General features: G+C 70.9%; 22 protein-coding genes. 12 read left to right on the top strand and 10 right to left on the bottom strand.

From position 1 onward, the window contains the following. Nucleotides 1-228: 228 nt before the first annotated feature. The 6 genes from AC6CQV_RS14100 to AC6CQV_RS14125 form a co-directional block, all read right to left on the bottom strand. Nucleotides 229-1,758: a multicopper oxidase family protein gene (locus AC6CQV_RS14100; RefSeq protein WP_498259801.1), complete on the bottom strand. Its 1,530-nt coding sequence runs from the start codon at nt 1,756-1,758 to the stop codon at nt 229-231. Beyond that, nucleotides 1,751-4,351 (bottom strand): heavy metal translocating P-type ATPase, encoded by a 2,601-nt coding sequence (locus tag AC6CQV_RS14105; RefSeq protein ID WP_498259802.1) that lies wholly within the window; start codon nt 4,349-4,351, stop codon nt 1,751-1,753. Before AC6CQV_RS14105 ends, AC6CQV_RS14100 begins: the two co-directional genes overlap by 8 nt. Then, complete coding sequence (locus AC6CQV_RS14110; protein ID WP_498259803.1) at nt 4,348-6,801, bottom strand: phosphoketolase family protein; 2,454 nt, start codon at nt 6,799-6,801, stop codon at nt 4,348-4,350. The genes AC6CQV_RS14105 and AC6CQV_RS14110 overlap by 4 nt, the downstream gene beginning before the upstream one ends. 58 nt (nt 6,802-6,859) lie before the next feature. Beyond that, the gene (locus AC6CQV_RS14115; RefSeq protein WP_498259804.1) at nt 6,860-7,720 is read right to left on the bottom strand and encodes a F510_1955 family glycosylhydrolase; all 861 of its coding nucleotides are present in this window, start codon (nt 7,718-7,720) and stop codon (nt 6,860-6,862) included. A 117-nt stretch (nt 7,721-7,837) separates the two neighbouring features. Next, nucleotides 7,838-8,452 (bottom strand): DUF305 domain-containing protein, encoded by a 615-nt coding sequence (locus AC6CQV_RS14120; RefSeq protein WP_056207384.1) that lies wholly within the window; start codon nt 8,450-8,452, stop codon nt 7,838-7,840. A gap of 99 nt (nt 8,453-8,551) precedes the next feature. Further along, nucleotides 8,552-9,022 carry a DUF6153 family protein gene (locus AC6CQV_RS14125; protein WP_498259805.1) on the bottom strand — a complete coding sequence of 157 codons (471 nt, stop codon included), beginning with the start codon at nt 9,020-9,022 and terminating at the stop codon, nt 8,552-8,554. A 164-nt stretch (nt 9,023-9,186) separates the two neighbouring features. Between AC6CQV_RS14125 and AC6CQV_RS14130 the strand changes: the two genes are divergently transcribed. The 9 genes from AC6CQV_RS14130 (at nt 9,187) to AC6CQV_RS14170 (ending at nt 17,494) form a co-directional block, all read left to right on the top strand. Beyond that, nucleotides 9,187-9,642 carry a DUF6153 family protein gene (locus AC6CQV_RS14130; protein ID WP_498259806.1) on the top strand — a complete coding sequence of 152 codons (456 nt, stop codon included), beginning with the start codon at nt 9,187-9,189 and terminating at the stop codon, nt 9,640-9,642. A 394-nt stretch (nt 9,643-10,036) separates the two neighbouring features. Next, entirely contained in the window at nt 10,037-10,708 is a 672-nt protein-coding gene (locus AC6CQV_RS14135) for a M23 family metallopeptidase (RefSeq protein ID WP_498259807.1), read from the top strand. Next, nucleotides 10,708-11,598 carry a prolipoprotein diacylglyceryl transferase gene (gene lgt, locus AC6CQV_RS14140; RefSeq protein ID WP_498259808.1) on the top strand — a complete coding sequence of 297 codons (891 nt, stop codon included), beginning with the start codon at nt 10,708-10,710 and terminating at the stop codon, nt 11,596-11,598. The genes AC6CQV_RS14135 and lgt overlap by 1 nt, the downstream gene beginning before the upstream one ends. Further along, nucleotides 11,576-13,222, top strand: coding sequence for a cytochrome c biogenesis protein ResB (gene resB / locus AC6CQV_RS14145; protein ID WP_498259809.1), 1,647 nt, complete (start codon nt 11,576-11,578; stop codon nt 13,220-13,222). The genes lgt and resB overlap by 23 nt, the downstream gene beginning before the upstream one ends. Further along, entirely contained in the window at nt 13,206-14,204 is a 999-nt protein-coding gene (gene ccsB / locus AC6CQV_RS14150) for a c-type cytochrome biogenesis protein CcsB (RefSeq protein ID WP_005049590.1), read from the top strand. Before resB ends, ccsB begins: the two co-directional genes overlap by 17 nt. 27 nt (nt 14,205-14,231) lie before the next feature. Then, a complete protein-coding gene (locus AC6CQV_RS14155; protein WP_498259810.1) occupies nt 14,232-14,507 on the top strand; it encodes a hypothetical protein in 276 nt (91 codons plus the stop codon). Nucleotides 14,508-14,526: 19 nt separating this feature from the next. Then, entirely contained in the window at nt 14,527-15,156 is a 630-nt protein-coding gene (locus AC6CQV_RS14160; RefSeq protein WP_036286053.1) for a TlpA family protein disulfide reductase, read from the top strand. After that, complete coding sequence (locus AC6CQV_RS14165) at nt 15,156-15,884, top strand: cytochrome c biogenesis CcdA family protein (protein WP_045245724.1); 729 nt, start codon at nt 15,156-15,158, stop codon at nt 15,882-15,884. Before AC6CQV_RS14160 ends, AC6CQV_RS14165 begins: the two co-directional genes overlap by 1 nt. A gap of 326 nt (nt 15,885-16,210) precedes the next feature. After that, on the top strand, nt 16,211-17,494 hold the full coding sequence (locus tag AC6CQV_RS14170) for a hypothetical protein (RefSeq protein ID WP_498259811.1): 1,284 nt from the start codon (nt 16,211-16,213) through the stop codon (nt 17,492-17,494). A gap of 183 nt (nt 17,495-17,677) precedes the next feature. Here the strand turns inward: AC6CQV_RS14170 and AC6CQV_RS14175 are convergent, their stop codons facing one another. Further along, a complete protein-coding gene (locus AC6CQV_RS14175; protein ID WP_060960784.1) occupies nt 17,678-19,591 on the bottom strand; it encodes a multicopper oxidase domain-containing protein in 1,914 nt (637 codons plus the stop codon). A gap of 424 nt (nt 19,592-20,015) precedes the next feature. Here AC6CQV_RS14175 and AC6CQV_RS14180 point away from each other — a divergent pair, with 424 nt between their 5' ends. The 3 genes from AC6CQV_RS14180 (at nt 20,016) to lnt (ending at nt 23,354) form a co-directional block, all read left to right on the top strand. Beyond that, nucleotides 20,016-20,462 carry a hypothetical protein gene (locus tag AC6CQV_RS14180; RefSeq protein ID WP_036286063.1) on the top strand — a complete coding sequence of 149 codons (447 nt, stop codon included), beginning with the start codon at nt 20,016-20,018 and terminating at the stop codon, nt 20,460-20,462. Between the two features lie 268 nt (nt 20,463-20,730). Continuing rightward, nucleotides 20,731-21,750 (top strand): flavin-containing monooxygenase, encoded by a 1,020-nt coding sequence (locus AC6CQV_RS14185; protein WP_498259812.1) that lies wholly within the window; start codon nt 20,731-20,733, stop codon nt 21,748-21,750. Further along, nucleotides 21,747-23,354: an apolipoprotein N-acyltransferase gene (gene lnt, locus AC6CQV_RS14190; RefSeq protein WP_498259813.1), complete on the top strand. Its 1,608-nt coding sequence runs from the start codon at nt 21,747-21,749 to the stop codon at nt 23,352-23,354. The genes AC6CQV_RS14185 and lnt overlap by 4 nt, the downstream gene beginning before the upstream one ends. Before the next feature lie 28 nt (nt 23,355-23,382). On the opposite strand, the gene AC6CQV_RS14195 is transcribed toward lnt, so the two are convergent. From AC6CQV_RS14195 to AC6CQV_RS14205, 3 genes are all read right to left on the bottom strand, one after another. Then, nucleotides 23,383-23,790 carry a hypothetical protein gene (locus tag AC6CQV_RS14195; RefSeq protein WP_498259814.1) on the bottom strand — a complete coding sequence of 136 codons (408 nt, stop codon included), beginning with the start codon at nt 23,788-23,790 and terminating at the stop codon, nt 23,383-23,385. A gap of 445 nt (nt 23,791-24,235) precedes the next feature. After that, the gene (locus AC6CQV_RS14200; protein ID WP_498259815.1) at nt 24,236-24,853 is read right to left on the bottom strand and encodes a hypothetical protein; all 618 of its coding nucleotides are present in this window, start codon (nt 24,851-24,853) and stop codon (nt 24,236-24,238) included. Between the two features lie 30 nt (nt 24,854-24,883). Beyond that, entirely contained in the window at nt 24,884-25,162 is a 279-nt protein-coding gene (locus AC6CQV_RS14205) for a YHS domain-containing protein (protein WP_005049577.1), read from the bottom strand. Between the last annotated feature and the right edge of the window lie 7 nt (nt 25,163-25,169).

The following is a 25,169-nucleotide window of genomic DNA, read 5'->3' on the forward strand; positions in this document are numbered from 1 at the left end:
CCCGTGGAATATGTCATTTCGGCGCGGAACCGACACCTACTGTAGGTTCCCGGTCAAGGTGGCGGAGAACTCGGGGATTCCACGCTAATTGGCAGCAGTTTCGTCAGCAGGATTCCGCGCGAAATGGCAGATCCCTACATAAGAGTAGGAAGTCCACTTAGACTTGACGTCCGCCGCCGTCCGATCGCCCGCGCGATCATCCTCCCGTGCTGGGGATGAACGCGCGGTTCATGACTGGTATCCGAGCACCGTGGTCATGCCGGTCTCGGCGTGGTAGATGTTGTGGCAGTGCGCGACCCACTGGCCGGGGTTGTCGGCGTCGAAGTCGACTGTCAGGGTCTGACCCGGGAGGATGATGGAGGTGTCCTTCCGGGGGCCGCCGTTCGCGTGCTGGTAGGTGTGGCCGTGCAGGTGGAACGGATGCCACATCTCGGTGTCATTGCGGATCCGCAACTGCACCCGCTCCCCCATACTGATCGCGTGCGCGTCCCGCAACGGGTCGTTCATGTCGAACCGGCGCCCATTGATCCCCCAGTCGTACGCCTCCATCCCCCCGGTCAGCGCGAGGTGCACGACCCGGTCGGGGGATGCCTGGTGCAGGGTGACGGAGGCGGTCGCGCTCAGTCCGGCAGCGGTGCCGACCCTGCCGGTGCCGAGCTCGGCGACGGGGACGTCGCTGGCCGGAGCCGTGCCAGCGGCGGTGCGAACGAGCGCGAACGCGCGATCCTGCTTGCCTTCCGCGTCGGCGACGACAGGGAACACCCCATCGTCCAGGGTGACCTGCAGGTCGTAGCGTTCGCCCATCCCGATCAGGACACTGTCGACCTCGACAGGATCCACCGGGAACCCGTCGGTGTGGGTGATCGTCAGGGTGTGGCCGCCGATCGCGAACCGGAACGCGGTGTCGCTGCCGGCGTTGATGACACGGATCCGCACCCGGGCACCAGGAGTGCCGGTGAATTGGGCGGGGTCGGCTTTGGGTTTGCCGTTGATGAGGTAGTGCGGGTAGTAGACGTCGCCGGCGTCGCCGCCGAGCAGGTCGGAGGTGGCGCCCATCAGCAGGTTCCCCATCCGCATGAACATGTCGCCCATCCCGCCCATGTCTCCCATGCCCTTCGAGAGGTCGGTGAGGACCTGGTCCGGGGTGGCGGTGACGCCGTCGAGCCAGTCGTCGAGGATCAGCACCCATTCGTCGTCCCACGTCACCTTCTCGTCCGGGTCGTCGATGATGAGCGCACCGTAGAGGCCGTGGTCCAGTTGCGGGCCGACGTGGGGGTGGAACCAGTAGGTGCCCGGATGCGGGGTGACGAACTCGTATGCGAACTGTCCGCCCGGGGCGATGGGGGCTTGGGTTACCGGAGGGACCCCATCCATGTCGTTGCGGAGGGCGAGTCCGTGCCAGTGCACGGAGGTGTCCGCGTCGAGCTGGTTGCGGACGGTCGCTTTCAGCGTGTCGCCTGCGGTGAGCCGGATTACGGGGGCGGGGATACCTCCGAACGCCCAGGTGGCGGCGGAGGTACCGGCCAGGTCGAGCGTGGTGGGGGCGGCGGTGAGGTCGACGGTGGTGACTCGGCCGGTGCCGCCGCGGTTCTTCTCCGCGCCGGACACCGCTGCGCCGGTGGGTGTCACCCATTGCGGCGCGGGGGTGCAGGAGGCGAGCACGGCTGCCGCGACGGCGCCCAGTCCGAGTCCGAGCACACCTCGTCGGGTCAGCAGCATCGGGGAGGACGGTGTGGGAGAGAGCGGACGGTCAGGCATGTTCGGGCTCCTTCTGCATGGTCGTCGCAGCGGGCGCCTGGGCGGGCAGGCGGAGCCGCTTGAGGAGGAGGGCGTTGACGGCGACGATCACGGAGGAACCGGACATCGACAGGGCGGCGATCTCCGGGGACAGCATGATCCCGAACGCCGGGTAGAACACGCCGGCGGCGATGGGGAGGGCGGCGGCGTTGTATCCGATGGCCCAGCCCAGGTTCTGCCGCATCTTTCGCAGTGTGCCCTTGCCGATCTTGAGTGCGATCGCAACATCGAGCGGGTCCGAGCGCATCAGGACCACGTCGGCGGTCTCGATGGCGACGTCGGTGCCGGCGCCGATCGCGATGCCGAGGTCGGCCTGGGCGAGGGCGGGTGCGTCGTTGACGCCGTCGCCGACCATCGCGACCTTCTTGCCCGTCTTCTGCAGCTCGGCGACCTTCGCGGACTTGTCCTCGGGGAGCACATCCGCGATCACGGTGTCGATGCCGAGGAGAGCGGCGATCCGGTCGGCGGTGGGCTTGTTGTCCCCGGTGAGCATTGCGACCTCGACGCCCTGCTCGTGGAGAGCGTCGATCGCGGTCTTCGCGGTGTCCCGGGGTGCGTCGGCGAGACCGATGATCCCGGCGACTTGCCCGTCCACGGCGAACAGGATCGCGGTGCGGCCGGACCCAGCCAGGTCCTGCTGAGCGGCCTGCACCCCGCTGATGTCGATCCCCTCCCCGGTGAGAAGGCGCGGGTTGCCGAGGACGACCTGTCGACCGTCGACGGTGGCGATCGCGCCCTGCCCGGTGACGTTTCGGAACGCGGTCGCGGTGCGACGGGGGATGTCGCGGGCGTCGGCGTAATTCACGATCGCTTTCGCCAGAGGATGCTCGGATTCCCGCTCCAACGCGACCGCGAGGGAGAGAGTCTCGAGGTCGTCGCCGCCGACGGGGATGTAGTCGGTGACCTCCGGCTCCCCCTTGGTGAGGGTGCCGGTCTTGTCGAACACGACCGTGTCGATGCGGGCGGCGGTTTCGATCCCGGATGCGTTCTTGAACAACACGCCCCGTTTCGCGCCGAGCCCGGTGCCGACCATGATCGCGGTCGGCGTCGCCAATCCGAGGGCGTCGGGGCAGGTGATGACGACGACGGTGATGGCGAACAGGATCGCCATCGGGATTGCAGCGCCGGCGAGCAGCCACACCAGGAAGGTGAGGGTGCCGCCGATCAGGGCGACCAGGACCAGCCAGAACGCTGCCCGGTCGGCGAGGCGCTGCCCGGGGGCTTTGGAGTTCTGCGCCTCTTGCACGAGCTTCACGATCTGCGCCAACGCCGTGTCCGAGCCGACTTTGGTGGCTGTGACGCGGAGGGTGCCGACGGTGTTCACGGTCGCTCCGATCACCTCCGACCCGGGCGCTTTGTCCACCGGCATGGACTCGCCGGTGACCATCGACTCGTCCACCTCGGACTCTCCGGATTCCACGACACCGTCGGTGGGGATCTTCGCCCCCGGCCGCACCAGCATCAGATCCCCCGGGACGACCTCGCTGGTGGGGATCTCGACTTCCTGCCCGTAACGGATCACGACCGCCTGCGAGGGTGCGAGCTCCAGGAGGGTGCGGATCGCGTCGTTCGCGCCGCCGCGGGCGCGCATCTCCACCCAGTGCCCCAGCAGCACGAACGTGGCAAGCACCGTGGCGGCTTCGTAGAACACCTCACCGCCGCCGGTGAGGGTGACCGCGAGGGAGTACAGCCAGCCGGCGCCGACACCGACTGCGACGAGCACCATCATGTCGAGAGTCTTCGCTCGTAGGGCACGGTAGGCGCCGTCGAAGAAGATCCACGCCGAGTAGAAGATCACCGGCAGCGACAGGATCAGCATGAACACGTCATCCCGCAACCCGAACGGGGCCGGCACCTCGAACCCGATCACCTCCCGCCCGATCGGAGACCACAGGGTGATCGGGATCGACAGGATCAGCGCGACCAGGAACCGGTTGCGCATGTCGCGGATCATCGCGTCCATCGACATCCCGCCGTGGTGCCCACCGTGGCCCATCATCTCCTGCGCACTGTGCCCCGACGCCGCACCATGATCATGCCCACCCGCGGCCGCGGTGTGACCGGCGTGCTCACCGGCATCCGCCGTCGCCGACGGGGCGTGCGTGTGGTCGTGGCCAGCGGCGTGGTCGTGGACGGGGTCGTCGTGATAGCCCGCAGGACCCTCATGGCCCGCGTGGCTGGCGTGACCCGTGGCATCCGTGTGGCCCTCGTGCGCGTCGTGACTCGCGTGCGGTTCTTGTGCGCCCTCAGCTGCGGGGCCGTGGTGGGCGCTGTGGTCGTGCGCACCCTCGTCGTGCGGGACGTGCGCGGGGTCGCAGATATGGTCGGGGACGGACTGGCCGGCGCAGTGATACCCGCAGTCGATGACCCACTGCTGCAGGTGCGCGACCGAGGTGGTCTCGGGGTCGTAGGTGACGGTCGCGGTCTGCGAGACCGGGTTCGCGTCCACGGCGATCACCCCGGGTTGTCGGCCCAGGTGGGCTTCGGTGACGTTCTTGGAGGTCGCGCGGATCATGCCGCTGACCTGCAGGGTCACGGTTCTGGTGTCACTCATTTCGGTTCCTTCCGGATGGCGGGGTCGGTGGTGTCGGGGTGGGGCCAGTGCCAGTCGGCGACGGCGGGGATGTCGGTGCCGTGCTCACGGGTGTGGGCGCGGGCATGCAGGCGGGCGTCCTGCAGCTCCTGCCGCAGCTCCGCGTGGCGGGCGGCGAGGCCCGGGACGTGGTCGAGGACGTCGATCGCCAGCCGGTACCGGTCGAGGTCGTTGAGCATGACCATGTCGAACGGGGTCGTGGTGGTGCCGCGCTCCTGGAAGCCGTGCACGTGCAGGTTCTGGTGCCCGGCGCGCTTGTAGGTGAGTCGGTGGATCAGCCACGGGTAGCCGTGGTAGGCGAAGATCACCGGCTTGTCGGGGGTGAAGATCGCATCGAACTCCCGGTCCGGCAGCCCGTGCGGGTGCTGATCCTCCGACTGCAGCCGGGTCAGGTCGACCACGTTCACCACCCGCACTCTCAGGTCGGGGACGTGCTCGCGCAGCAGCGCCGCCGCGGCGAGGGTCTCGAGGGTGGGGACGTCGCCGGCGGCGGCGAGCACCACATCCGGCTCCGTGCCCTCGGTTTCCGTGCCCGCCCACGGCAGGATGCCCAGCCCGCGGGTGCAGTGCTCGATCGCCTCGTCCATCGTCAGCCACTGCGGGGCGGGCTGCTTCCCGGCGACGACGACGTTGATGTACCCGGCCGAGCGCAGGCAGTGGTCGTAGGTGGACAGCAGCGTGTTCGCGTCGAACGGCAGGTAGACGCGGACGATGTCGGGGCTCTTGTTCAGGGCGAGGTCGATGAACCCGGGGTCCTGGTGAGAGAACCCGTTGTGGTCCTGCCGCCAGACGTGGCTGGAGAGCAGGTAGTTGAAGCTCGGGATCGGGTCCCGCCACGACACCTCCCGGGCCGCTTCGAGCCATTTGGCGTGCTGGTTGAACATCGAGTCGACGATGTGGGTGAACGCCTCGTAGCAGTTGAACAGCCCATGCCGGCCGGTCAGTACGTAGCCCTCGAGCCAGCCCTGGCACTGGTGCTCGCTGAGCACCTCCATCACCCGCCCAGTCGGGGCCAGGTGCTCGTCGACGGGCTCCACGGCCGCGTTCCACTGCTTGCCCGTCGCCGAGTAGACGGGTGGGGCGAGTCGGTTGGAGGCGGTCTCGTCCGGGCCGAAGATGCGGAAGTTGTCCGGATTGTCCCGGATCACCCCCGCCAGCCAATCCCCCAACGTCCGGGTCGCTTCGCCGGTCGACGCCCCGCGCGCGGCGGGGTCGACGGGGTGGGCGTGCTCGCGGAAGTCCGGGAGCCGCAGCGGGATCGTGAGTTGTCCGCCGTTGCCGGCCGGGTTCGCGCTCATCCGCCGAACCCCCTCCGGCGCGATCGCGACCGTGGCCGGGCGCGGGGCGCCGATCACGTCGAACAGCCCGTGCGGACGGTAGGACGCCAGCCAGTCCTCGAGGATCCGCAGGTGCTCCGGATTGTCGCGGACCTCGGCGAGCGGCACCTGATGGGCCCGCCAGGTGCCCTCCACCGGCAGACCGTCGATGATCTTCGGGCAGGTCCACCCCTTCGGGCTGCGCAGCACGATCGCCGGCCACGCCGGCCGCCCCTCCAACGTCCCCGCCGCCGCGGCGGCCTTGATGTCCGCGATCTCATCCAGCACCGCATCCAGCACCGCCGCGAAGGCCGCGTGGGACTCACGCGGGGTTTCCCCATCGAAGCCGACCGTGACGACGTGGGGGTCGTGGCCGTAGCCGCGCAGCAGCGCGACAAGCTCCTCCTCGGGGATGCGCGACAGCACGGTCGGGTTGGCGATCTTGTACCCGTTCAGATGCAGGATCGGCAGCACCACCCCATCCGCGGCGGGGTTGAGGAACTTGTTACCGTGCCACGCGGTCGCCAACGGCCCGGTCTCCGCCTCCCCGTCACCGATCACGCAGGCGACCAGCAGGTCGGGGTTGTCGAACGCCGCCCCGTAGGCGTGCACCAGGGAGTAGCCCAGCTCCCCGCCCTCGTTGATCGACCCCGGCGTCTCCGGGGACGCGTGCGAGGGGATCCCGCCGGGGAAGGAGAACTGCCGGAACAACGCCCGCAGCCCCTCTTCGGTGCGGTCGATGCCCGGGTAGCGTTCGGTGTAGGTGCCGTCCAGGTAGGCGTTGGCGACCATGCCGGGTCCGCCGTGCCCGGGCCCGGTCACGTACAGGGTGTTCAGGTCGCGGTCGCGGATGGCACGGTTCAGGTGGGCGTAGAGGAAGTTCAGGCCCGGGGTGGTGCCCCAATGCCCCAGCAGCCGCGGCTTGATATCGTCCCGGCTGAGGCGGTGGCGCAGCAGCGGGTTACCCTGCAGGTAGATCTGCCCGATGCTCAGATAGTTCGCCGCCCGCCACCACGCATCCACCGCCGCCAACTGCTCGGCGGTGGCATCAGTGGTGCGGTGCGCCCACGCGGGGGGTGCCGGTGTGGGGGTCATGGTCGGTCTCCTTCCGATCCGCGGCCGCTCGGGTCGCGCCAGGTGCGAATGACGGTGGTCATGGTGTTGCCGCCGGGATGAGAACGGTGGCGGTGGTGTCGCGGATCCAGACCACGCCGCGGTCATCGACCAGGACGATCGCACCGTCCCCGGTGACCCCGAGGGCTTGGACGGTTCCCGTGGTGGTGCCGACGTCCTCCCAACCGGTGCCGACCAGACGTCGCAACATCCCGTCGGTGTCCACTCCGACCACCCCACCGGTTGGGTCGGTCTCCACCAGGTACAGCACTGGCGCGTCCGGCGCCGGGGTGAAGGTGGCGCCACCGTCGGTGCTGTGCTGCAGCCCGTCCTGGGTGGCGGCGTACAGGGTGCCGTCGGTCGCGGCGGCCAGGTCGACGGCGGGCAGCTCGGCACCGTCCGCCCAACTCTGCCCGCCGTCGCTGCTGGTGCGCAGCAGCGGGCGGGAGGATCCGATCCCGTACAGGGTGCCGTCGCCGGTGACGGTGAGGACGTGGAAGTCCTCTTCCCCGGTGAACGCGACCGGTTCCCACGAGGCGCCGGCGTCGAGGCTGCGGATGATGCCGAGGTTGGGGGCGCCGAGCTCCGCCGGGGTGGACGGGCCGGGGTGCCCGGACGCGTAGAGGGTGTCACCGGTAGCGGTCAGTCCCATCGCGTCCAGGTCGATGCCACCGACCGGGCCGGTGACGGTGCCGTCCTCGCCCAGCGTGTACAGGCCGGTGTGGGTGCCCAGCAGCACGGTGCTGTCACCGGCGTCGACGATGCCGTGCACATGCCCGAACCCGGCCGCGGTGCTCGCGGGGGCATCGGGCTCCGCAGGGGTGGTGCTGCAGCCCGTGAGCAGCAGCGCGACGGTGACGGTGGCCGTGATCGCCAGTCTGCGGGTGGTGGGAGAGATCATGAACGGAGGGCCTTTCCGTGCGGGTACGCCGGATACCGGTGACCGCACAGGGGTCGAGGGTGGGGCCTCGGACGGGACCGGCATCGGGAGCGCGGGTCCCGTCCGAGGGGTACCGGGTCAGAGGCTGGCGAGGATGTCCTGCATCGTGGTGATCTCGGCGGTCTGCCCGTCGATGATCTGCTGCGCGAGGGCGGCCACGTCCGGGTTCTGTCCGTCGGTGAGCACCGACTGCGCCATCGTCACGGCGCCCTGGTGGTGAGCGATCATGCCGTTCAGGAACAGGCGGGTCGCCTCGACCCCGGTCGCGGCATCCAGAGCGGCCATGTCGTCCTCCGACATCATCCCGCCGCCCATGTCCATGCCGTCCATCCCGGACATGGAGTCGTCGTACGGGACGCCCCACTCCTCCAGCCAGCCCTTCATGGTCTGGATCTCCGGGTCCTGTGCGGCCTTGATCTGCTCGGCGAGGGAGACGACTCGCTCGTCGATGCCGTCTTTCGCGAGGATCTGATCGGCCATCTCGATGGCCTGCTGGTGGTGCGGGATCATCATGGTCACGAACATCTCGTCCGCGGCGTTGAACGCGGCGGCGGACTGGGAGGGGGCGGTGCTGGTCATCCCCCCGGGTCCGTGGTCCATGCCGGGCATGGTGCCGTCGGTGGGGGCGCAACCGGCGAGCACGAGCACGGTGGCCAGGGCGCCGGCGGTCAGCGTGAGAGTACGAAAACGCATCAGGGGTGTCCTTGTCTAGTCAGTCGGTGAGGGTCTGATCAGTGCCCGGGAGGGCAGGGTGCAGCATCCCCGGCAAGGGTCGCCGGGGTTCAGGCGGAATCAGGTGCGACTGATGGACAGGACAAGCAGTGAAGGCGGGCGGGGATGCGGCAATCCGGCCAGCAGAGTCCGGGTATGGGAGCGCGAGCGGTCTACGGCGTATGTGAGAAGGGCACGGAACGTCGGGGCGAGCAGGACGATCACCGCGGCCAGCAGCGCCAGCACGCACACCATCATCAGCATCGAGTGATCCGGCATCCCCGCAGGGCTGCCGCACCCGTCCTGGCAATGCCCTCCAGCGCCCTCCGCCGCAGCTGCGGTCATCGGCGTATCGTCGGCGGCGGCTGGTGCGGAGCGTACCTGGCTGTGCGTGCTCATCGCGCTGGTCTCTGATGCCAGGGCGGGCTGGTGGGAACCGGTCAGGACGTGCATGGACAGCAGCCCGGTGATGATCGCCAGGGCGATCGGAGCGGCCAGCAGGAGCCGTCGCAACCCGGGGGTCAGACGCGCGTGCGAGCGAATCACGTTCACGACCGACCTCCTTCCCGTCCAGGGTAGCGGTGCCTTGCCTCCGCGACACGGTCAGAACACCACGCACGGGAGCGGGTGCCCCCTACCACTCAGCATATACCCATCCGGGGTATCCAGGATGCGGATCGCTTCGGGGATGGCTACCCGCCCGGGGTATGCTGGGCGTGATCGAGGAAGGGGCGTCGACGGTGAACCAGGTGGTGGCGCGACGGCGGGCACTCGGGTCCCGGCGTGCCCTGTGGTTCTACCTGTCCGCGGTGACCGCGATCATCGCGGGGCTGCTTGCGATGCATTCGCTGAGTCTGGAAGAGGACCAGGCGGGCACTGTCGTGTCCGCCTCCGCAGTCGTTGCGGCCCCCGATGCCGCCGCTGATGTCCTGGTCAGCGGGGTGGTGACGCCCTCGTGCGATGAGACGGTCTGCGGGACGTCTCATGCTTTCGCTGCCGTGACGTGTCTGCTCGCGTTGCTGACCCTGCTCATCCTGGTGCTCCCGGCCCGGGACGGGTGGATGTCGCTGCTGGCGTGGCTGCGATCCCTCCCCGGCAGGTCGGGCTCGTTCACGTCCGGGTCGCCTCTTCTGCGGCCCTCCCTGATCGTGCTGTCGATCAGCCGCACCTGATCAGCACCCCGCCCGCGCCCGCCGCCTGAGCCGCCGCCGGCGCGTGATGTCGCCGACGGTCCACGATGTGCGGCCCGCAGGCGAGCGCGACCCGTCTGCGGCAGCGCCATGGGTGATCCGATCCCGGATTCTCGCCGTGCACTCCGGGCCGCGGCTCCCGGTTGGACCGTGTGACGGCGACCGTGCGCACCTTCATCGTCCCCCTCATCCAGGAAAGTCTTGTATGCCCGAACCCGCCCCCTCCACCCCGACTCCCGGTACCGGGACGCGCCGTGCGGCGAGAGCCGCCCTGTCTTCCCCACCCGTCCAGACGCGACGCGATCGACGCCGTCGGCCCACCCGTGCCGCCCGGACACCTCGACACGCGCCGCGCCGCACGCTCACCCGATCCCGGATGCTCGCCGGCGCGGTGATGCTCACGGTCGCGTCGATCGCCGGACTGCCGTTGCTGATCCCGTTGACGCCGGAGCCGGTGTTCGCCGTCGAGGCGACCCGCACCCCGGTGCGCGCCCAGTCGTTCACCACCCCCGACACCGTCACCGGGACGGTGATGGTGCGCGGGGACTACACGGTGGCGGTGACCGCCCCCGTCGGGACCGAGTCGTACGCGCACACCGCGGACACATTCACCAACGACCCGGCATCGGCGGTGCAGTGGCCGTTCACCGTGGGAGTGCCGATCAGCAGCACGTTCGGGTACCGCACCCCGCCATGCCCGTCCTGCTCAAATTTCCATGCCGGACTGGACATGACCCCCGGGATCGCCACCCCGATCCAGGCGATCGCCGACGGGGTGGTCACCACCGCGACGGAGCAGGGCGGCGCGTACGGGGTGTACGTGGTGATCCGGCACGAGATCGACGGGCAGGTCGTGGAAAGCGCGTACGCGCACATGCGGGAAGGGTCCCTCGCCCTGACCCCGGGACAGACCGTGCGGGTGGGGCAGATGGTCGGCCGGGTCGGGGACAGTGGACGCAGCTTCGGCGCACACCTGCACTTCGAGATCCGCACCGGAGGCGAAGCGGTGGACCCGCTGGCGTGGCTTCAAGCGAGGGTGAGGTCCTGATGGACGCACTCCTCATTGTGGTTCCGGCGCTGATCCCGAGCCCGGGGATCAGCTTCGTGCAGGTCGGGCCGTTCCAGATCCGGTTCTACGCGCTGGCGATCCTGGCCGGGATCGTGCTGGCGGTGCTGATCACCGGCCGTCGGCTGCGGGCGGTCGGGCATCCGGCCGGGGTCGTGGTGGATGTGGCGATGTGGGCGGTGCCGTTCGGGATCCTCGGCGCCCGGATCTACCATGTGCTCACCCATCCGGGCGACTACTTCTTTCCCGGCGCGGACCTGTGGCGGGTGCTCTACATCTGGGAGGGCGGGATCGCGATCTTCGGTGCGATCCTGGGCGGGCTGGTCGGGATCGTGATCGGCACCCGTCGCGCCGGGATCCCGGTGCTGCTGTTCCTGGACGCGCTCGCCCCGGGGATGCTGGTCGCCCAGGCAGTGGGGCGGCTGGGGAACTACTTCAACCAGGAACTGTTCGGCCCACCCACCACCTTACCGTGGGGGTTGCAGATCGACCCCTCAGCCCCCGCGATCCCGCCGGGGACCCCGGCGGGGACCCTGTTTCATCCGCTGTTCCTGTACGAGCTGCTGTGGAACCTGGCCGGTGCCGCCGTGATCGTGCTGCTCGAGCATCACCGCCGCCGGCACGGCCGGATCACGCTGGGCGCCGGGCGGAGTCTGGGCGTGTACCTGCTGTGGTACGGGGCGGGGCGGGCGGTGCTGGAGTCCATCCGGCTGGATCCCACCGAGCTGCTCGCCGGCGGGCTGAAAGCGAACGTGCTCACCGCCCTGGTGGCCGCCGTACTGGGGGTCGGGCTGCTCGCCCACGCCTCCTGGCGCGCCCGCCGCCGCGCACCCGTCCGGGAGAGGGGGGATGCGCGTGTCGATCCGCAGTGAGCAGGCCCCGCAGCTGCCCGCCGATCACGTCGACCGGCCGGTGGACGAGCCCACGAATCCGCGCCTGAGCGTGTCGGGGTGGGCGCGGTGGGCGTGGCGGCAGCTGACCAGCATGCGCACCGCCCTGGTGTTGTTGCTGCTGCTCGCGGTGGCCGCGATCCCCGGGTCGTTGATCCCGCAACGCTCCTCCGACCCGAACGGGGTGATCCAGTTCGACAAGACCAACCCGGGCTGGATGTGGGCGGTGGACCTGCTGCAGCTGCACGACGTGTTCGGGTCGGTGTGGTTCTCCGCGATCTACCTGCTGTTGTTCGCGTCGCTGATCGGCTGCGTCATCCCCCGCATCCGCCACCACCTGACCGCGCTGCTCGCCCCGCCCCCGGCCACCCCCCGCAACCTGTCCCGCCTGCCCGCCCACACCCGCCGCGTCCTCCCCGACACGCCCCCCGGTGCGGTCTTGGACGCGGCCGAGAAGGCGCTGCGCCGGCAGCGGTACCGCACCCGCCGGGTCCGCGGCGACGACGGACGGGACTCGGTCGCAGCCGAGCGCGGCTACCTGCGGGAGACCGGGAACCTGCTGTTCCACGTGGCGCTGCTGGCGGTGCTGGTCGTGGTCGGCGTCGGCGGCGGGTTCCGGTTCACCGGGCAGCGGGTGCTGGTGGAGGGGCAGACGTTCGCGTCCACCCGGATCGCGTACGACTCGTTCACCGCCGGCCGGTTCATCACTGACACGCAGATCCCGACGTTCTCCCTCGCCCTGGACCGGTTCCGCGTCGACTACGTCCTGGACAACGTCAACGCGCTCGGCATGCCGAAGACGTTCGACGCGCAGGTCACGACCACCACTGGCGGCACCCGGCAGGCCTCCAGCATCCGGGTCAACGAGCCGCTGTCGGTGGCTGGCACCGACATCTATCTGCTCGGCAACGGGTACGCCCCCACCCTCACCGTCCGAAACCCGGCCGGGAAGATCGTGTTCCGTGACACGGTCCCGTTCCTGCCGCAGGACGCGAATTTGACCAGCTTGGGCATCGTGAAGGTTCCCGACGGGCTGGCCGAGCAGGTCGGCCTGGTCGGGATGCTGTACCCCACCCGCGCGACCACCGCCTCTGGGGCGTTCGCGTCCAGCTACCCGGACCTGCTGGACCCGGTCGTCACCTTCAACGTGTACGTCGGCGACCTGGGCCTGAACACCGGGGTCCCGGTGTCGGTGTACGCACTGGACACCAGCACCCTCACCCAGATCGCCGGGCGGGGCACCCCCACCCCCGCCCTGCAGTTGGTCCCCGGCACCCCGGTTCCGCTGCCGGACGGGCTGGGCACGATCGAGCTCGGCCCGATCCCCCGGTTCGCGTCGCTGGAGATCGCCGCCGACCCCACCCAAACCCCCACTCTGATCGCCGCGGTCGCCGCGATGGCCGGGTTGGCCCTGTCCCTGTTCGTGCCCCGCCGCCGCCTTTGGGTCCGCGCAACCACCGGCCGGGACGGCGGCACGGTGCTTGAGGTCGCCGGGCTCGCCCGCGGCGACGACCCCCGCCTGCAACCCACCGTCGACACCCTCGCCACCCGCCTCACCCCTTCCCCCGCACCCCTTCGAGGAGGCTCTGATGACCCCGTTCCTTGACGCCCTGTCCCTGCTGCTGGTGTACTCGGCGATCGCGATCTACGCCGCCGCATTCGTCGCCTACACCCTTCACCTCGCCCGCCGCGCCAGCACCCCTGCCGTCCCGGTCACCGTCCGGGTGCCGGTCACCGCCGGCGCCACCAGCACCACCGACCCGGACCTGGCAGGCACACCCACCGCCCCCGCCCCCGACACCGCACCCGGTGCCGCCGCTGCCCCGGGGGGCGGACGGGGGGCGGGGAAGGCGGCGCGGGTCGGGTTCGTGTTGACCGTGCTGGGCTGGGTGTTCCATCTTGCCGGGGTGGTGCTGCGCGGGGTCGCCGCGGACCGGGTGCCGTGGGCGAACATGTTCGAGTTCTCCCTCACCGGCACCGCCCTGATCATCGCCACCTTCCTGGCCGTGTCGCTGCGGGTGCGGTTGGCGTACCTGGGCAGCGCCGTGCTCGGGCTGACCGTGCTGCTGCTCGGCGTCGCGACGGTTAGCTTCTACGTCCCCGTCGTCCCCCTGATGCCCGCCCTGCAGTCCGGGTGGCTGGTCATCCACGTGCTGGTCGCGCTGCTGGCGACCGCGTTCTTCGGGCTCGCGTTCCTCGTCTCCCTCACCTACCTGCTCACCACCCGCCGCCGCGGCCTCCCCTCCCGGCTCACCCGGCTGCGGGACAGTCTGCCCGGGCCGGAGGATCTGGACCGACTCGCATACCGGCTGACGATCGTCGGGTTCATCCTGTGGACCTTCACCCTGATCGCCGGGGCGATCTGGGCCGGCCGCGCCTGGGGCAGGTTCTGGGGGTGGGACGTGAAAGAGGTGTGGACGTTCATCATCTGGGTGCTCTACGCCGGATACCTGCACGCCACCGCCACCCGCGGCTGGGCCGGCACCCGCGCCGCCTGGCTGTGCATCGTCGGCTTCGCCGCCGTGCTGTTCAACTTCGGCGTCGTCAACGTCTTCTTCACCGGGCTGCACTCCTACTCCGGACTGTGACCCGCCCCCTGCGAAAGGACCCCGCTCATGACCCGCACCACCCCCCGACCCGCCCCAGCTGAGGACCCACAACACGCCTGGCGGCGACACCGACTGCTCGTCCGGGTCGGCCAGGCCCTGATGGCCGCCGGCGCGATCGTCGCGATCATCCACTGGCTCGCGCACCTGGAAGTGTTCGGCCCCGGCCAGCCCTCCGGCTGGCTCGACCTGGTCGCCGGGTACCCGACCGGGGCGCTGCTGCTGATCACCGGCGCCATCCTCGCCGGCCGCCGCCGCCCCACCAGCAAGAGCACGAACACCTGACCGACCGGAGTGATCCCGCATGCGCACCCCCACCGCCCTGACACGCCCACCCCGCCGCACGGTCACCGCCGCCGCGGTCGCCGTGTTCGGCGTGCTCGTCCTGCTCCTGGCCGGGTGCACCGCCCAGACGCCCGGCCTGTTGTCCTCCTCCCCGTCCCCGGGGTATCTGTCCGCGGACGAGACCGTGCGGGAGATCCCCGCCGACCAGCGCGACGACCCGGTCACCTTCACCGGCACCACCGACACCGGGGAGCAGGCGGATTCCACCGCGTGGGCGGGCTCGGTCGTCGTGGTGAACTTCTGGTACGCCGCCTGCCCGCCCTGCCGTGCCGAAGCGCCGGACCTGGAAGCCCTCGCCCAGACCTACCAGCCCGACGGTGTCGTGTTCATCGGCGTCAACGTGCGCGACAGCGCCGACACCGCCGCCGCGTTCGAGAACCAGTTCGGCATCACCTACCCGTCGATCCTGGACGCCACCACCGGCACCGTGCAAGCAGCGTTCGCCGGGAAAGCCGCCCCCGGCGCCGTGCCCACCACCATCGTCCTGGACCGCACCGGTCGGATGGCCGCCCGCATCATCGGGCAACTCCCCACCCGCACCACCCTCGCCGCCCTCATCGACACCGTCCTCGCCGAGACGAGCCCCTGATGGGGGAGATCATCACCGCCGGCAGCATCTGGGCCGCCCTCCCCCTCGCCCTCCTCGCCGGGCTGGTGTCCTTCGCCTCCCCCTGCGTGCTCCCCCTCGTGCCCGGCTACCTCGGCTACCTCACCGGCACCACCACCACCGCGGGGGTCTCCCGGTGGCGGGCGCTGGCCGGGACCGGGCTGTTCACCCTCGGCTTCTCCGTCCTGTTCATCGGCTACGGGGCCGCGTTCGGCGCCCTGGGGGCCTGGCTCATCCGCTGGCAAGATCTCCTCACCCGCATCCTCGGGATCGTGGTCCTGCTGATGGGGCTCGTGTTCCTCGGCGTGTTCCGGCTCTTCCAACGCACCGCGAAACCCGCCATCCACCCACCCAGCGGGCTGGCCGGAGCTCCCCTGCTCGGCATCGCGTTCGGGCTCGGCTGGACCCCGTGCCTGGGCCCCACCCTCGCCGCGATCTCCGCCCTCAGCCTCACCACCGGCAACCCCGCCCGCGGCGCCCTCCTCGCCGTCACCTACTGCCTCGGTCTGGGGCTGCCCTTCATCGCCGCTGCGGCCGGCCTGAACTGGGCTACCGGAAGCATCGCGTTCCTGCGCCGCCACATCCGCACCATCAACATCACCGGCGGGGTCCTCATGATCGCCACCGGCATCGCGATGATCAGCGGAGCCTGGTCACTCCTCATCTCCAGCATCCAGAACCTCATCGGAGCCACCGTGCTCCCCCTCTAACACGACCGACCGCCAGGACGGGCACCCCGGGCGGGCACGCCGCCCGGCAACGCCGACCGCAGCGACCGGCTCCCTCCGCATCAGAGAAAGGACAGACCATGCGACCACACGGCACCCGTGACCGCGCCCCCATCCCGTCCGAGCCGGACCCGGCCCGCGGCTCCCCGGCGCTGGGGGGCGGGGGCGTCTGAGTCGCTGCCGCCGCCGCGGCCGCCGGGGTCGGGTCGGCGTACTGGGACGACTCCTGGCACACCACCCTCGGCCGGGACAGCACCTTCATCCCCCCGCACCTGCTGCTGTATGCGTCGATCCTCACCGTCGGGGTCTTGATCGCCGGGTGGGGGTGGCGGCGGCTGGCCGGCACCCCCACCGTGGCCGCCGTGTTCCGCACTCCCGGGTTCGCCCTCGCGGTCGCCGCGGCGGGCACGACCGCGGCGGCCGCGCCCGCCGACGCGTTCTGGCACACCGCGTTCGGGCGTGACGCGGTGCTCTGGTCGCCCCCGCACCTGCTATCGGTGATCGGCACCCTGTGCGTGCTGATCGGCCTGCTCACCGGCACCGACCGGCTCGTGCCCGCTCCGCCGCGGATCGCCCTGGCCGCAGGCGTGCTGGGGGCGGCACTGATCATCGTGATGGAATACGGCACCGACGTGCCCCAGTTCACCGAGACCCTGTACCTGCCGCTGCTGCTGGCGACCACGCCCGGCGCGGCATGGGTGATCACCGCCCTGGTCCCCGGCCGCACCCGCATCGTCCTCGTCGTCGCCGGGTACCTGGTGTTCCGGGTGGTGCTGTGGGTGCTGCTCACCAGCGCGGGGTGGCTCGCCCCCGACCTGCCGGTCGCGGTGGCCGGGCTCTTCCTGCTGGCCTTGCCCGTCCCCCTGTGGCGGTGGCCGGTGGCCGCCCTCGCCGTGACCACCCTGCAACTGCTGGCCTCCGGGACCGGGATCAGCAGCGTCCCACCCACCCCCGTCGCCTGGTCCGCCGTCGGCACCACCACGGTGATCATCGTCAGCATGATCGCCCTCACCGTGCGGCCGGGGACTCGACTCCGATCCGGGGCCGCGGCCGCGGCCCTCACCCTTCTGCTGGTCGCCCTCGCCCCGCCGCCACCCGCGCAGGCGCACGACCCCGGCCAGGGCACCGCCTACGGCACCGCACAGATGACAGTCACCGGCGACGGCACCGGGCAGCTGACCGTCACCATCACCGGCATCCGCCTCACCGACGACACCGACCTCACCCCGACCCGGTTGGTCGCCCGCCGCGCCGGAGAGGACCTCACCGCGCCGCTGCGCGCGCAACCCGGCACCCCGCCTCCCGGCACCTTCACCGGGGAACTGGCGCTGCCGTCACCGGGGCTGTGGTTCGTGTACGCCCAGTTCGCCACCGGCGAACGCACCCTCGAGGTGTGGGTGCCGGTCGGTCAGCAACTCACCGGCCCGCAGAGCCAGCAGCGCAACCTCTACCAGCCCGTCACTGCCGCCACCCCGCCACCGGGGCAGATCCTCCTCGGCGCCGTGCTCCTCGCCGTCTCGGCGGCGCTCACGGTCGCCGCGGCCGTCACCGTCGCCCGCCGCCGACGCGTCCTCCCTCCCGCGACCACCTGACCACGGCGAGGTCACCGCGCCCCGTTGCAGGCGGGCGGGCGATCTCGGCCTCCGGCAACCGAAACGGTCGGGCACGATGAGCTGGGCACCCCTGGCATCCGCCTGCTGTGCTGCCGGAGGGCGCGGACGTGACTCGACGCGGCAACGGCGACCACAACGGCGGCGGTTCTTCGGTTCGTGGGGTTATTCGGTGACGTTGATGATCATGGTCAGGCCGCCAGCGCCGTCGGTTTCGACGTTGTTGTTGGTGGTGTGGTGGTTGATGTGGCAGTGGATGAGCCACTGGCCGGGCTCGAGCGCGTTCCAGAGCACGTCGTAGCGTTGTCCCGGCCCGACGTTGATCGTGTCGGCCTGGAACTGCTGCGCCGTGGTGAGGGCCGCCCCGTCGCGGGCGACGACGGTGAACGGGCCGCCGTGGATGTGCATCGGGTGGATGTCGTTGGTGTTCGAGCCGATGAACCGCACCCGGAGGGTCTCCCCCACCTTCATGTCGATGGTCTCGGTGGCCGGGTACGCCTTCCCGTTGATGGTGAAGTAGTTCGGCATGCCCCCTTCCATCGGCATCGCCGGATAGGTCAGCCCCTCCCGGGACAGCCACTCCTGCAGCTGGATCGTGTACTCGCGATCGGCAGGCGGCTGCAGGCCAGGGTCGGCGGGGTCGATGATCAGCGCCCCGTACAGGCCGAGGGCCTGCTGCCGGTCGGCGTGATCGTGGGAGTGGTAGAAGAACGTGCCCCACTGCTTCACCGTGTACTCGTACCGGTAGGTGTCGCCGGGTTGGATGGGATCCTGGGTGATCCCGGCGGGCCCGTCCATCTCGTTGGGCACGTCCAGGCCGTGCCAGTGCACGGTCGTGGACTCGTCGAGCTCGTTGGTCACGTCGATGCGGATCCGGTCGCCCTGGGTGACCTGCAGCCGAGGCCCCGGGATCTGCCCGTTGTACGCGTACGCGTCGACGGTGACGCCGGGGAGGATCTCCCAGCGGATCTGCGACACGGTCAGCTCGAACACCCTCACCCCGTCCTCGACGCGGGCAGGTTCCAGCACCTCATCACCGCGGGTGTCCACGTCGTACGCGGCGGTCGCGGCCCGCGGGTCGACGGCGGCCATGTCCCGCATCGCCTCGGCGGGGGTGTCACGGGTCATGATCATCCCGGGCGGCATGATCAGCCCACCGACGTCGTGCGCGCTGAGAGTCATGTTGACGGCGTTCGCGGGGGCGACCATCCCGACCACGAGCGCGATCGCGGAGAACGCGCCGACCACGGTCAGCTGCGGCACGGTCACCGCTCCGGCGCCAGAAGGCTGGTGCGCCTCATGCCCCGACCCCGGCGACGACGCACCGCCCGCCGCCTGGTCGTGGCCGGCGTGCGCCTCCGGCCGCGGGCTGTGCTGCGCGTGCGCGTCATGCTCCTGGGGGTGGGTGGCGGGCTGGGGGCGGACGGTCATCAGACCGTGCTTGAGGCCCTTCTTCACCATCCACACGTTCACGGGATAAGCGAGCACGAACCCGACCGCGATCCCGAAACTCATCACCGCCCAGAACAGCAACTCGGTGGGCAGCATGGCCCGCATGTCGCGGCCCATCATCAGCAGCGACATCACCGGCGCCATGCCCGCCATCATCAAGTTCATGCTGATGAACTCGGGCAGGAACGAGCGGCGCACGTTCTGCCAGTAGCTGCCGCCCATCATGTTCTTCATGAACAGGGCCTGGAACACGAACAACCCGAACGCGAACCCGGCGGCGTACTCGATGATCAGATCCAGCCACATCGGCAGGCCCAGCGACGCGACGACGACGGCGGCGACGATGATGCCGGTGGCATCGCCCGCGACGCAGTGGATGGTCGAGCCGATGCCCTGCTTCCACAGCGGCCGGGTGAACTCCTCATGCTCTCCCGGCCGTGGCTCCTTGTCCGCGAGCACATACAGCAGCGCCCCGATCGGCCCCAGGTAGAGGGTGACCAGGATGAAGCCCCACTTCATCACCGCCGGCTCCGGGTTGTGACGGAACTGGTCCACCCCGACCCAGATCGTGCTGATCGCGACCAGCACGAACCAGGCGACCAGGAAATAGTCGATCGGTTGAATCAACCTCGCCCGCCTCTCCCTCGCACACGACTCCCCCACACCTTATACCCCCTATAGGTATTCTTTCAATCGGCGCCGCCTCGGGTGCCGACGGGTGCACGTGCCCGGTGGGGCGAACCTGACGCAGCCGAGACGATCGCGGCGGAGTTCAGCGACCCGTGCCGTCCTCAACGGCGCCGCCGAAGAAGTCCGCACCGGCAGACTCGACCCCGACGGCGTCACGGCGATCCTGCTGCCCGCCTTGACCGACACCACGGCACCCCGAGGGCACTGATCCTTCCGCTCAGGAGACGGACGTCGTTCGCCGATAATCGAGAACGACGTGCCGGTGGACGCGATGTGGCTGCTCTGTCGGCGAAGGCGTGGAAGGCCTGCGGCCGGGCGAGATCCGGGAGACGCAAAGGTCGGATTGGTACAGTGAGGGACTATGCCCCGCGACCCCCGATCCCGGCCCGACCGGGTCATCGCGGCGGGGTGGTGGTCGGGGCGGCTGCTGACCATCCTGGGCCTGGCACTTGTGCTCATCATCGGCGGCTGGACCACCTCCCACACCACGGCTGACGCGCACGCCGACACCAGTGCGGGCTCCCCCGTCGCGACCGGCTCTACCCCAGACTCGGGGGCACCGGTGGAGGGCCGGACGGCGTCGTCCTCTGCGGGGGTGTCCGTCGATGCGTCCGGGGCGTGGGGGTGCCTGATCGGGGTGGTGTGCACGCTGCTGGTACTGGCGGCCGTGACGGCTTCCCGGCTCCAGGGCCGGCTGCGGATACTGCGGGTATCCCGTCCGGTGCGCGCGCCGCTGCTGGTGCCGGTGCCCGTGTCGCGGCGTCCGGCCGCGCCCTCACTGCTGCTGTTGTCGATTTCCCGAACCTGAGATCCGGCATGCCGCCCACCCATGGGCGGCGTCTTCCCGCCCGCCCGTGTGCGGGCGCTGTGTGATGCCGATTTCTAGGTTTGGAGAATGTCTTGACGACCCGTATCACGGCGGCCCCCGTCGCCGGTCCGGTGCCGACGGCTGCGGCCGGTCACCGCCGCCCACCCGGCCCCGCTCGGCCCCGTCCGGCCCCGTCCCGCCGCGGCGCCGGCGCGATCATCCTCCGTCCGTTCCCGCCCCGGCCCTCTTGTGCGGGGAGGGGGTGGTGATGCGGTCGGGGTTGACGCATCGGCGGGCGATCATCGTCGGGGCCGGGCAGGCCGGGCTCGCGGTGGCCGCCGCGCTGATCGGGTTGGGGTTCCGGCCGCAGCAGGAGTTCGTGGTCGTCGACGCCGCCACGGACCGGCAACGCAGTTGGGCGTCCCGGTGGCATTCGATGCGGCTGCTGTCCGACGCCCGCCACAGCACGCTTCCGCTCCGGCCGCTGCCGCTGGACCCGCACGAGCATCCCCGGGCCGATGAGATCGCGAACTACCTGGACCGGGTGCAGCACACCCTGGGGGTGGACCCGTTCTGGGGGTTGCGTGTGGTCGGGGTGGAACGCCGCGGTCACGGGTCGGTGCTGCAGCTGCAGACCGCGGAGGGCGACGTGCAGACCCGCAACGTGGTGTGCGCGACCGGCGCCGCCACCCACCCCCGCATCCCTGCGTGGGCGCAGCAGCTGCGGGTGCCCGGGGTGGTGCTGCACAGTGCCCACTACCAGTTCCCCCGGCAGGTGCCCACCGGGCGGGTGCTGATCGTCGGCGGAGGGAACAGCGGGGTGCAGCTGGCGCGAGAGCTGTCCGCCTCCCACGAGGTCACCCTCGCGGTCCGCACCCGACGGCCGCACCGACCCGCCCGTACCTTCCCCGTCCACGCCCGGGCAGGCTCGTCCTGGCTGGGTCGCCCACCCGCCGTGCAGCCGGTGTTCGGCGACAGCTACCATGCGCTGCGTCACGCGGGTGTGGCGGTCGCCCCGGCGGTGACCGGCGCGGACGGCGGGCAGGTCACGTTCGCCGATGGCAGCACCCTCGCCCCGGACTCGGTAATCCTCGCCACCGGGTACGACCCCGGCGACGACTGGCTCCCCGCCGAGGCGACCGCAGCCCGGTCCCGCCCGGCGATGACCGGGCTGCCGGGCTTGTTCGTCGCCGGGATCCCCGCCCACAGCCGCCCCGGAGCGGACACCCTCGCCGGGGTGTCCCGGGACGCCGCCGTAATCGCCCGCACCATCGCGGACCGGCCATGACCGCCACCCCGACGACCCTCCAGGACCCGCACGGACGCCCCCAACCCACCCCGCCGAACCGCCGCGCCCGGGCGGTGATGCCGTTGGCGATGGCGTTGCCGGTCGCGGCAGCCGCGGCGGTGCTGATGGATCTCGCCTACCCGGAGGTGGGATTCTGGCCGGCCGCGTTCGCCGCGACCGGGCTGCTGCTTCTCGCCCTGATCGGCCGGAGCGTGTGGGGGGCGGTGGCGGCCGGGGCGGTGTTCGGGTTGCTGTTCTTCGGGCTGCTGGTGTCCTGGACGACCCGGTATCTCGGGCCGGTGCCGTGGGCGGCACTGACCGTGGTGGAAGGGACCCTGACCGCGGTCGGGATCATCCCGCTGGCACTCGCCTACCGGTGGGTGCCGCGCGCCGCCCCCGGCCCGGTCGGACGCCTGCTCCTGCTGCCGGGCCTGGTGGCCGCGTTGTGGACGGGCCGGGAGGTGCTGCTGGGCGCCTGGCCGTACGGGGGGCTGCCGTGGGCGCGGCTCGGGATCACCCAAGCCGACAGCCCCCTCGTTCAGACGGTGTCCTGGGTCGGGGTGAGCGGGCTCACCTTCCTGATGGTCTTCACCGTCGCCGCCGCGATCGAAACCATCCGGACCGGCCGGTGGCGTCGCCCGTTCCCCGCCGCCGTACCCGCCGTCACCACCCTGATGCTGGTCCTGGTCCCGGCGTTTCCCACCACACCGGCCGGGACGATGCGGGTCGGGGCGGTGCAAGGCAACGGCCCGTCCGGGTACTTCGACCAGCGCACCGTGGGGGCGATCGCCCGGGCGCAGGGGGACGCGACCGGCCCGGTGCTCGACGCGGATGTGGATCTGGTGGTGTGGCCGGAAGGGCTGGATGCTGACCCGTTCCAGACCCCGTGGCTGGCCGAGTATCTCACCGGCATCAGCACCCGGGCAGGTGCCCCGCTGCTGGCGAACGCGGCCACCACGGCGGGCGGCAACATCTACAACACGTCGTTCCTGTGGGACCCGGCCACCGCCGGTGCCACGCCACGACGGGAGCAGGTGCAGACGCACGCGAAACGCCACCCGGTGCCGTTCGGCGAGTACGTGCCCGACCGCGCGTTCTACACCCTGCTCGCTCCCGACCTGGTCGGGCTGCTGCAACGCGACTACGCGCACGGCACCGACCTGCCCGTGGTCACCGTCGGCGGTGTGCCGGTGGGGTTGGCGATCTGCTTCGACGTGATCTACGACGAAGTCATCGCCGAGAGCGTCACCGCCGGCGCGGAGCTGCTGGTGTTCCAGACCAACAACGCCGACTTCCGCGGCACGGACGAGAACCTGCAGCAGCTCGCGGTCGCCAGAATCCGCGCGGTGGAGACCGGCCGCACTGTGGTGAACGTCTCCACCGTCGGCACCAGCCAGATCATCCGCCCCGACGGCAGCACCCTCACCGGTCTGCCCGCCGGACAGGCCGGGGCGATGATCGCCGACACCGACCTGCGCACCGGGCTCACCCTCGCCGTCCTCATCGGGCAAGGCGTTTCCACTGTCACCCTGTGGGGTGGGCTGGGTGGTCTCGCCCTCACCGGTGCGATCGCCCGGCGGCGACGCACCCCTGCCGTGGCCTGACCAGGCATGCCCGCCAGACAACCCGGGGCTATCCGACGGGCGGGAGGACGAGGCGGCGGATCTCCGCAGCGATCAGGTCCGGTTCTGTGGCGGGGATGTAGTGGCCGGAGCGGGCAGCGACCACGTGCCGGCCCTGCCGGGACCGTGCGGCCCGATACCGCCCGGCGGCGGTCGCGGCATCCCGGACCCGTCGCGGCATCCCGTCCGCGAGACTGCCGGAGATGACGGTGACCGGGACATCGGGCAGCACCGGCGGGTCGCCGCGCCAGGCGTGCAGCTCGGTGAGGAACGTGCGCGCCTGCCGACCCTGGGTGACCACCACCGCGGGCTGGAACGCCTCCCGATGAAGATCCGCCCGCACATCCTCGGGCATCCCCTCCCCGAGGAACCGGAAGAACCGCTCCAGCAACCCCACCCGTGCCAGCACCCACTCCACGGCACGGCGATCACGATCTTCTCCCCGACCCGGAACGGCACACCGAACTGCTGGGTCGCTGCCTCGTCGGTCGGATCCACCAGCACCATCGGGCCGCCCGCGGAATGCCCCACCTGCACGAACCCGCTGCTCGGCTCGAGGCCGTCCAGCAGATCGTTCAGGTAGTCGGTAATCCGGTCCAGGGTGCGCCCTGCACTATCCGGGGCGGACCGGCCCAGCCCTGCCCGGTCATACACCACGGCCCGCGTGAACGCGGCGACCCGGGTCTGCACCGACGCCCAGGTGGAGCGGGTCGCCGCCGATCCCGCCTCGAACACCACCGTCGGCACCCCGGGGGCCCCGGCGGGACCCGGCAGCACCATCGCATACAGGGCGCGCCCGTCACGGGTGCGCACCCACACCGGCTCCCCCTGTGTGTGCACACGCTCCCCCGCCATGACCCGCCCTACCGGTCCGTGCCCTGGCGGGAGGCGCCGGTCGCGGCGCGGTGGGCCTTCTCCCGCAGGGCCAGCAGGGCGAGGGTGTCGTCCTTGATCTGGGTGCGGCCGAGGATGCCCCAGTGCGCGCTCAGGTGGTCTTCGAGGTAGCGCAGCACCCGGGCGAACGGGACGGTGTGCCACGGCGCCCCCACCCCGGGCGGGGAGGTGGGGTTGCCGAACACGACCGTGCGGATCGTGTGCCCTTCCGGCGCCACCGTCCGTCCCGTTTCCAGCAGTTCGGCGACCAGCCGGGCGGCATCGGTCGGGGCGCAGCACCCGAACCGGGTGAACGCGGCTTCCAGCACGGCCGGGTCCCGCATCGCCGGGTTGGGGTGCGGGCGGCCTTCCTTGACCTCGCCGACGATCATGTCCGCTCCGCCCCCGGCACCCAGGGCCGGGTCCAGCGGTGCGTCGACGGTCCCGGACGCTCCCGGTGCGCGGTGCAGCCGTACGGCGAGGATGTCCAGGTCGGTGATGGTGCGGGGACCGCCGGGACCGGTGGCGTCCAGCACGGGGTATTCGGCGACGGTGAAGTAGCCGTTGACCCGCAGGTACGCCTGCACCAGCCCGACCGCCGTGTCCACCCTCTATCTCCGACCGGGTTATCTGGCCGGTCAGGCGGCGTGCGCGTAGCGGGCCGGGTCGGCGTCGAACAGCGGCCCGCACTCGGCGCAGCAGAACCAGTACCGGCTGCCCTGGTAGTCGCGGAACAGGCCGCGCTGCTCGGCCCAGGCCGGGTCGACCTGGTTGCCGGGCATCACCGGACAGGTCACCAGGTTCGTCGCCCCCGCCGGCGGCTCGTGATGGTGATGCTCGTGCGCACCATGCTCGTGTCCTCCATGGTCGTGCCCGTGCGTGTGGTCGTGCCCGGAGTGGTCGTGGTCGTGGGACATGGTGTGT

Source organism: Microbacterium sp. EG9, assembly GCF_059759475.1.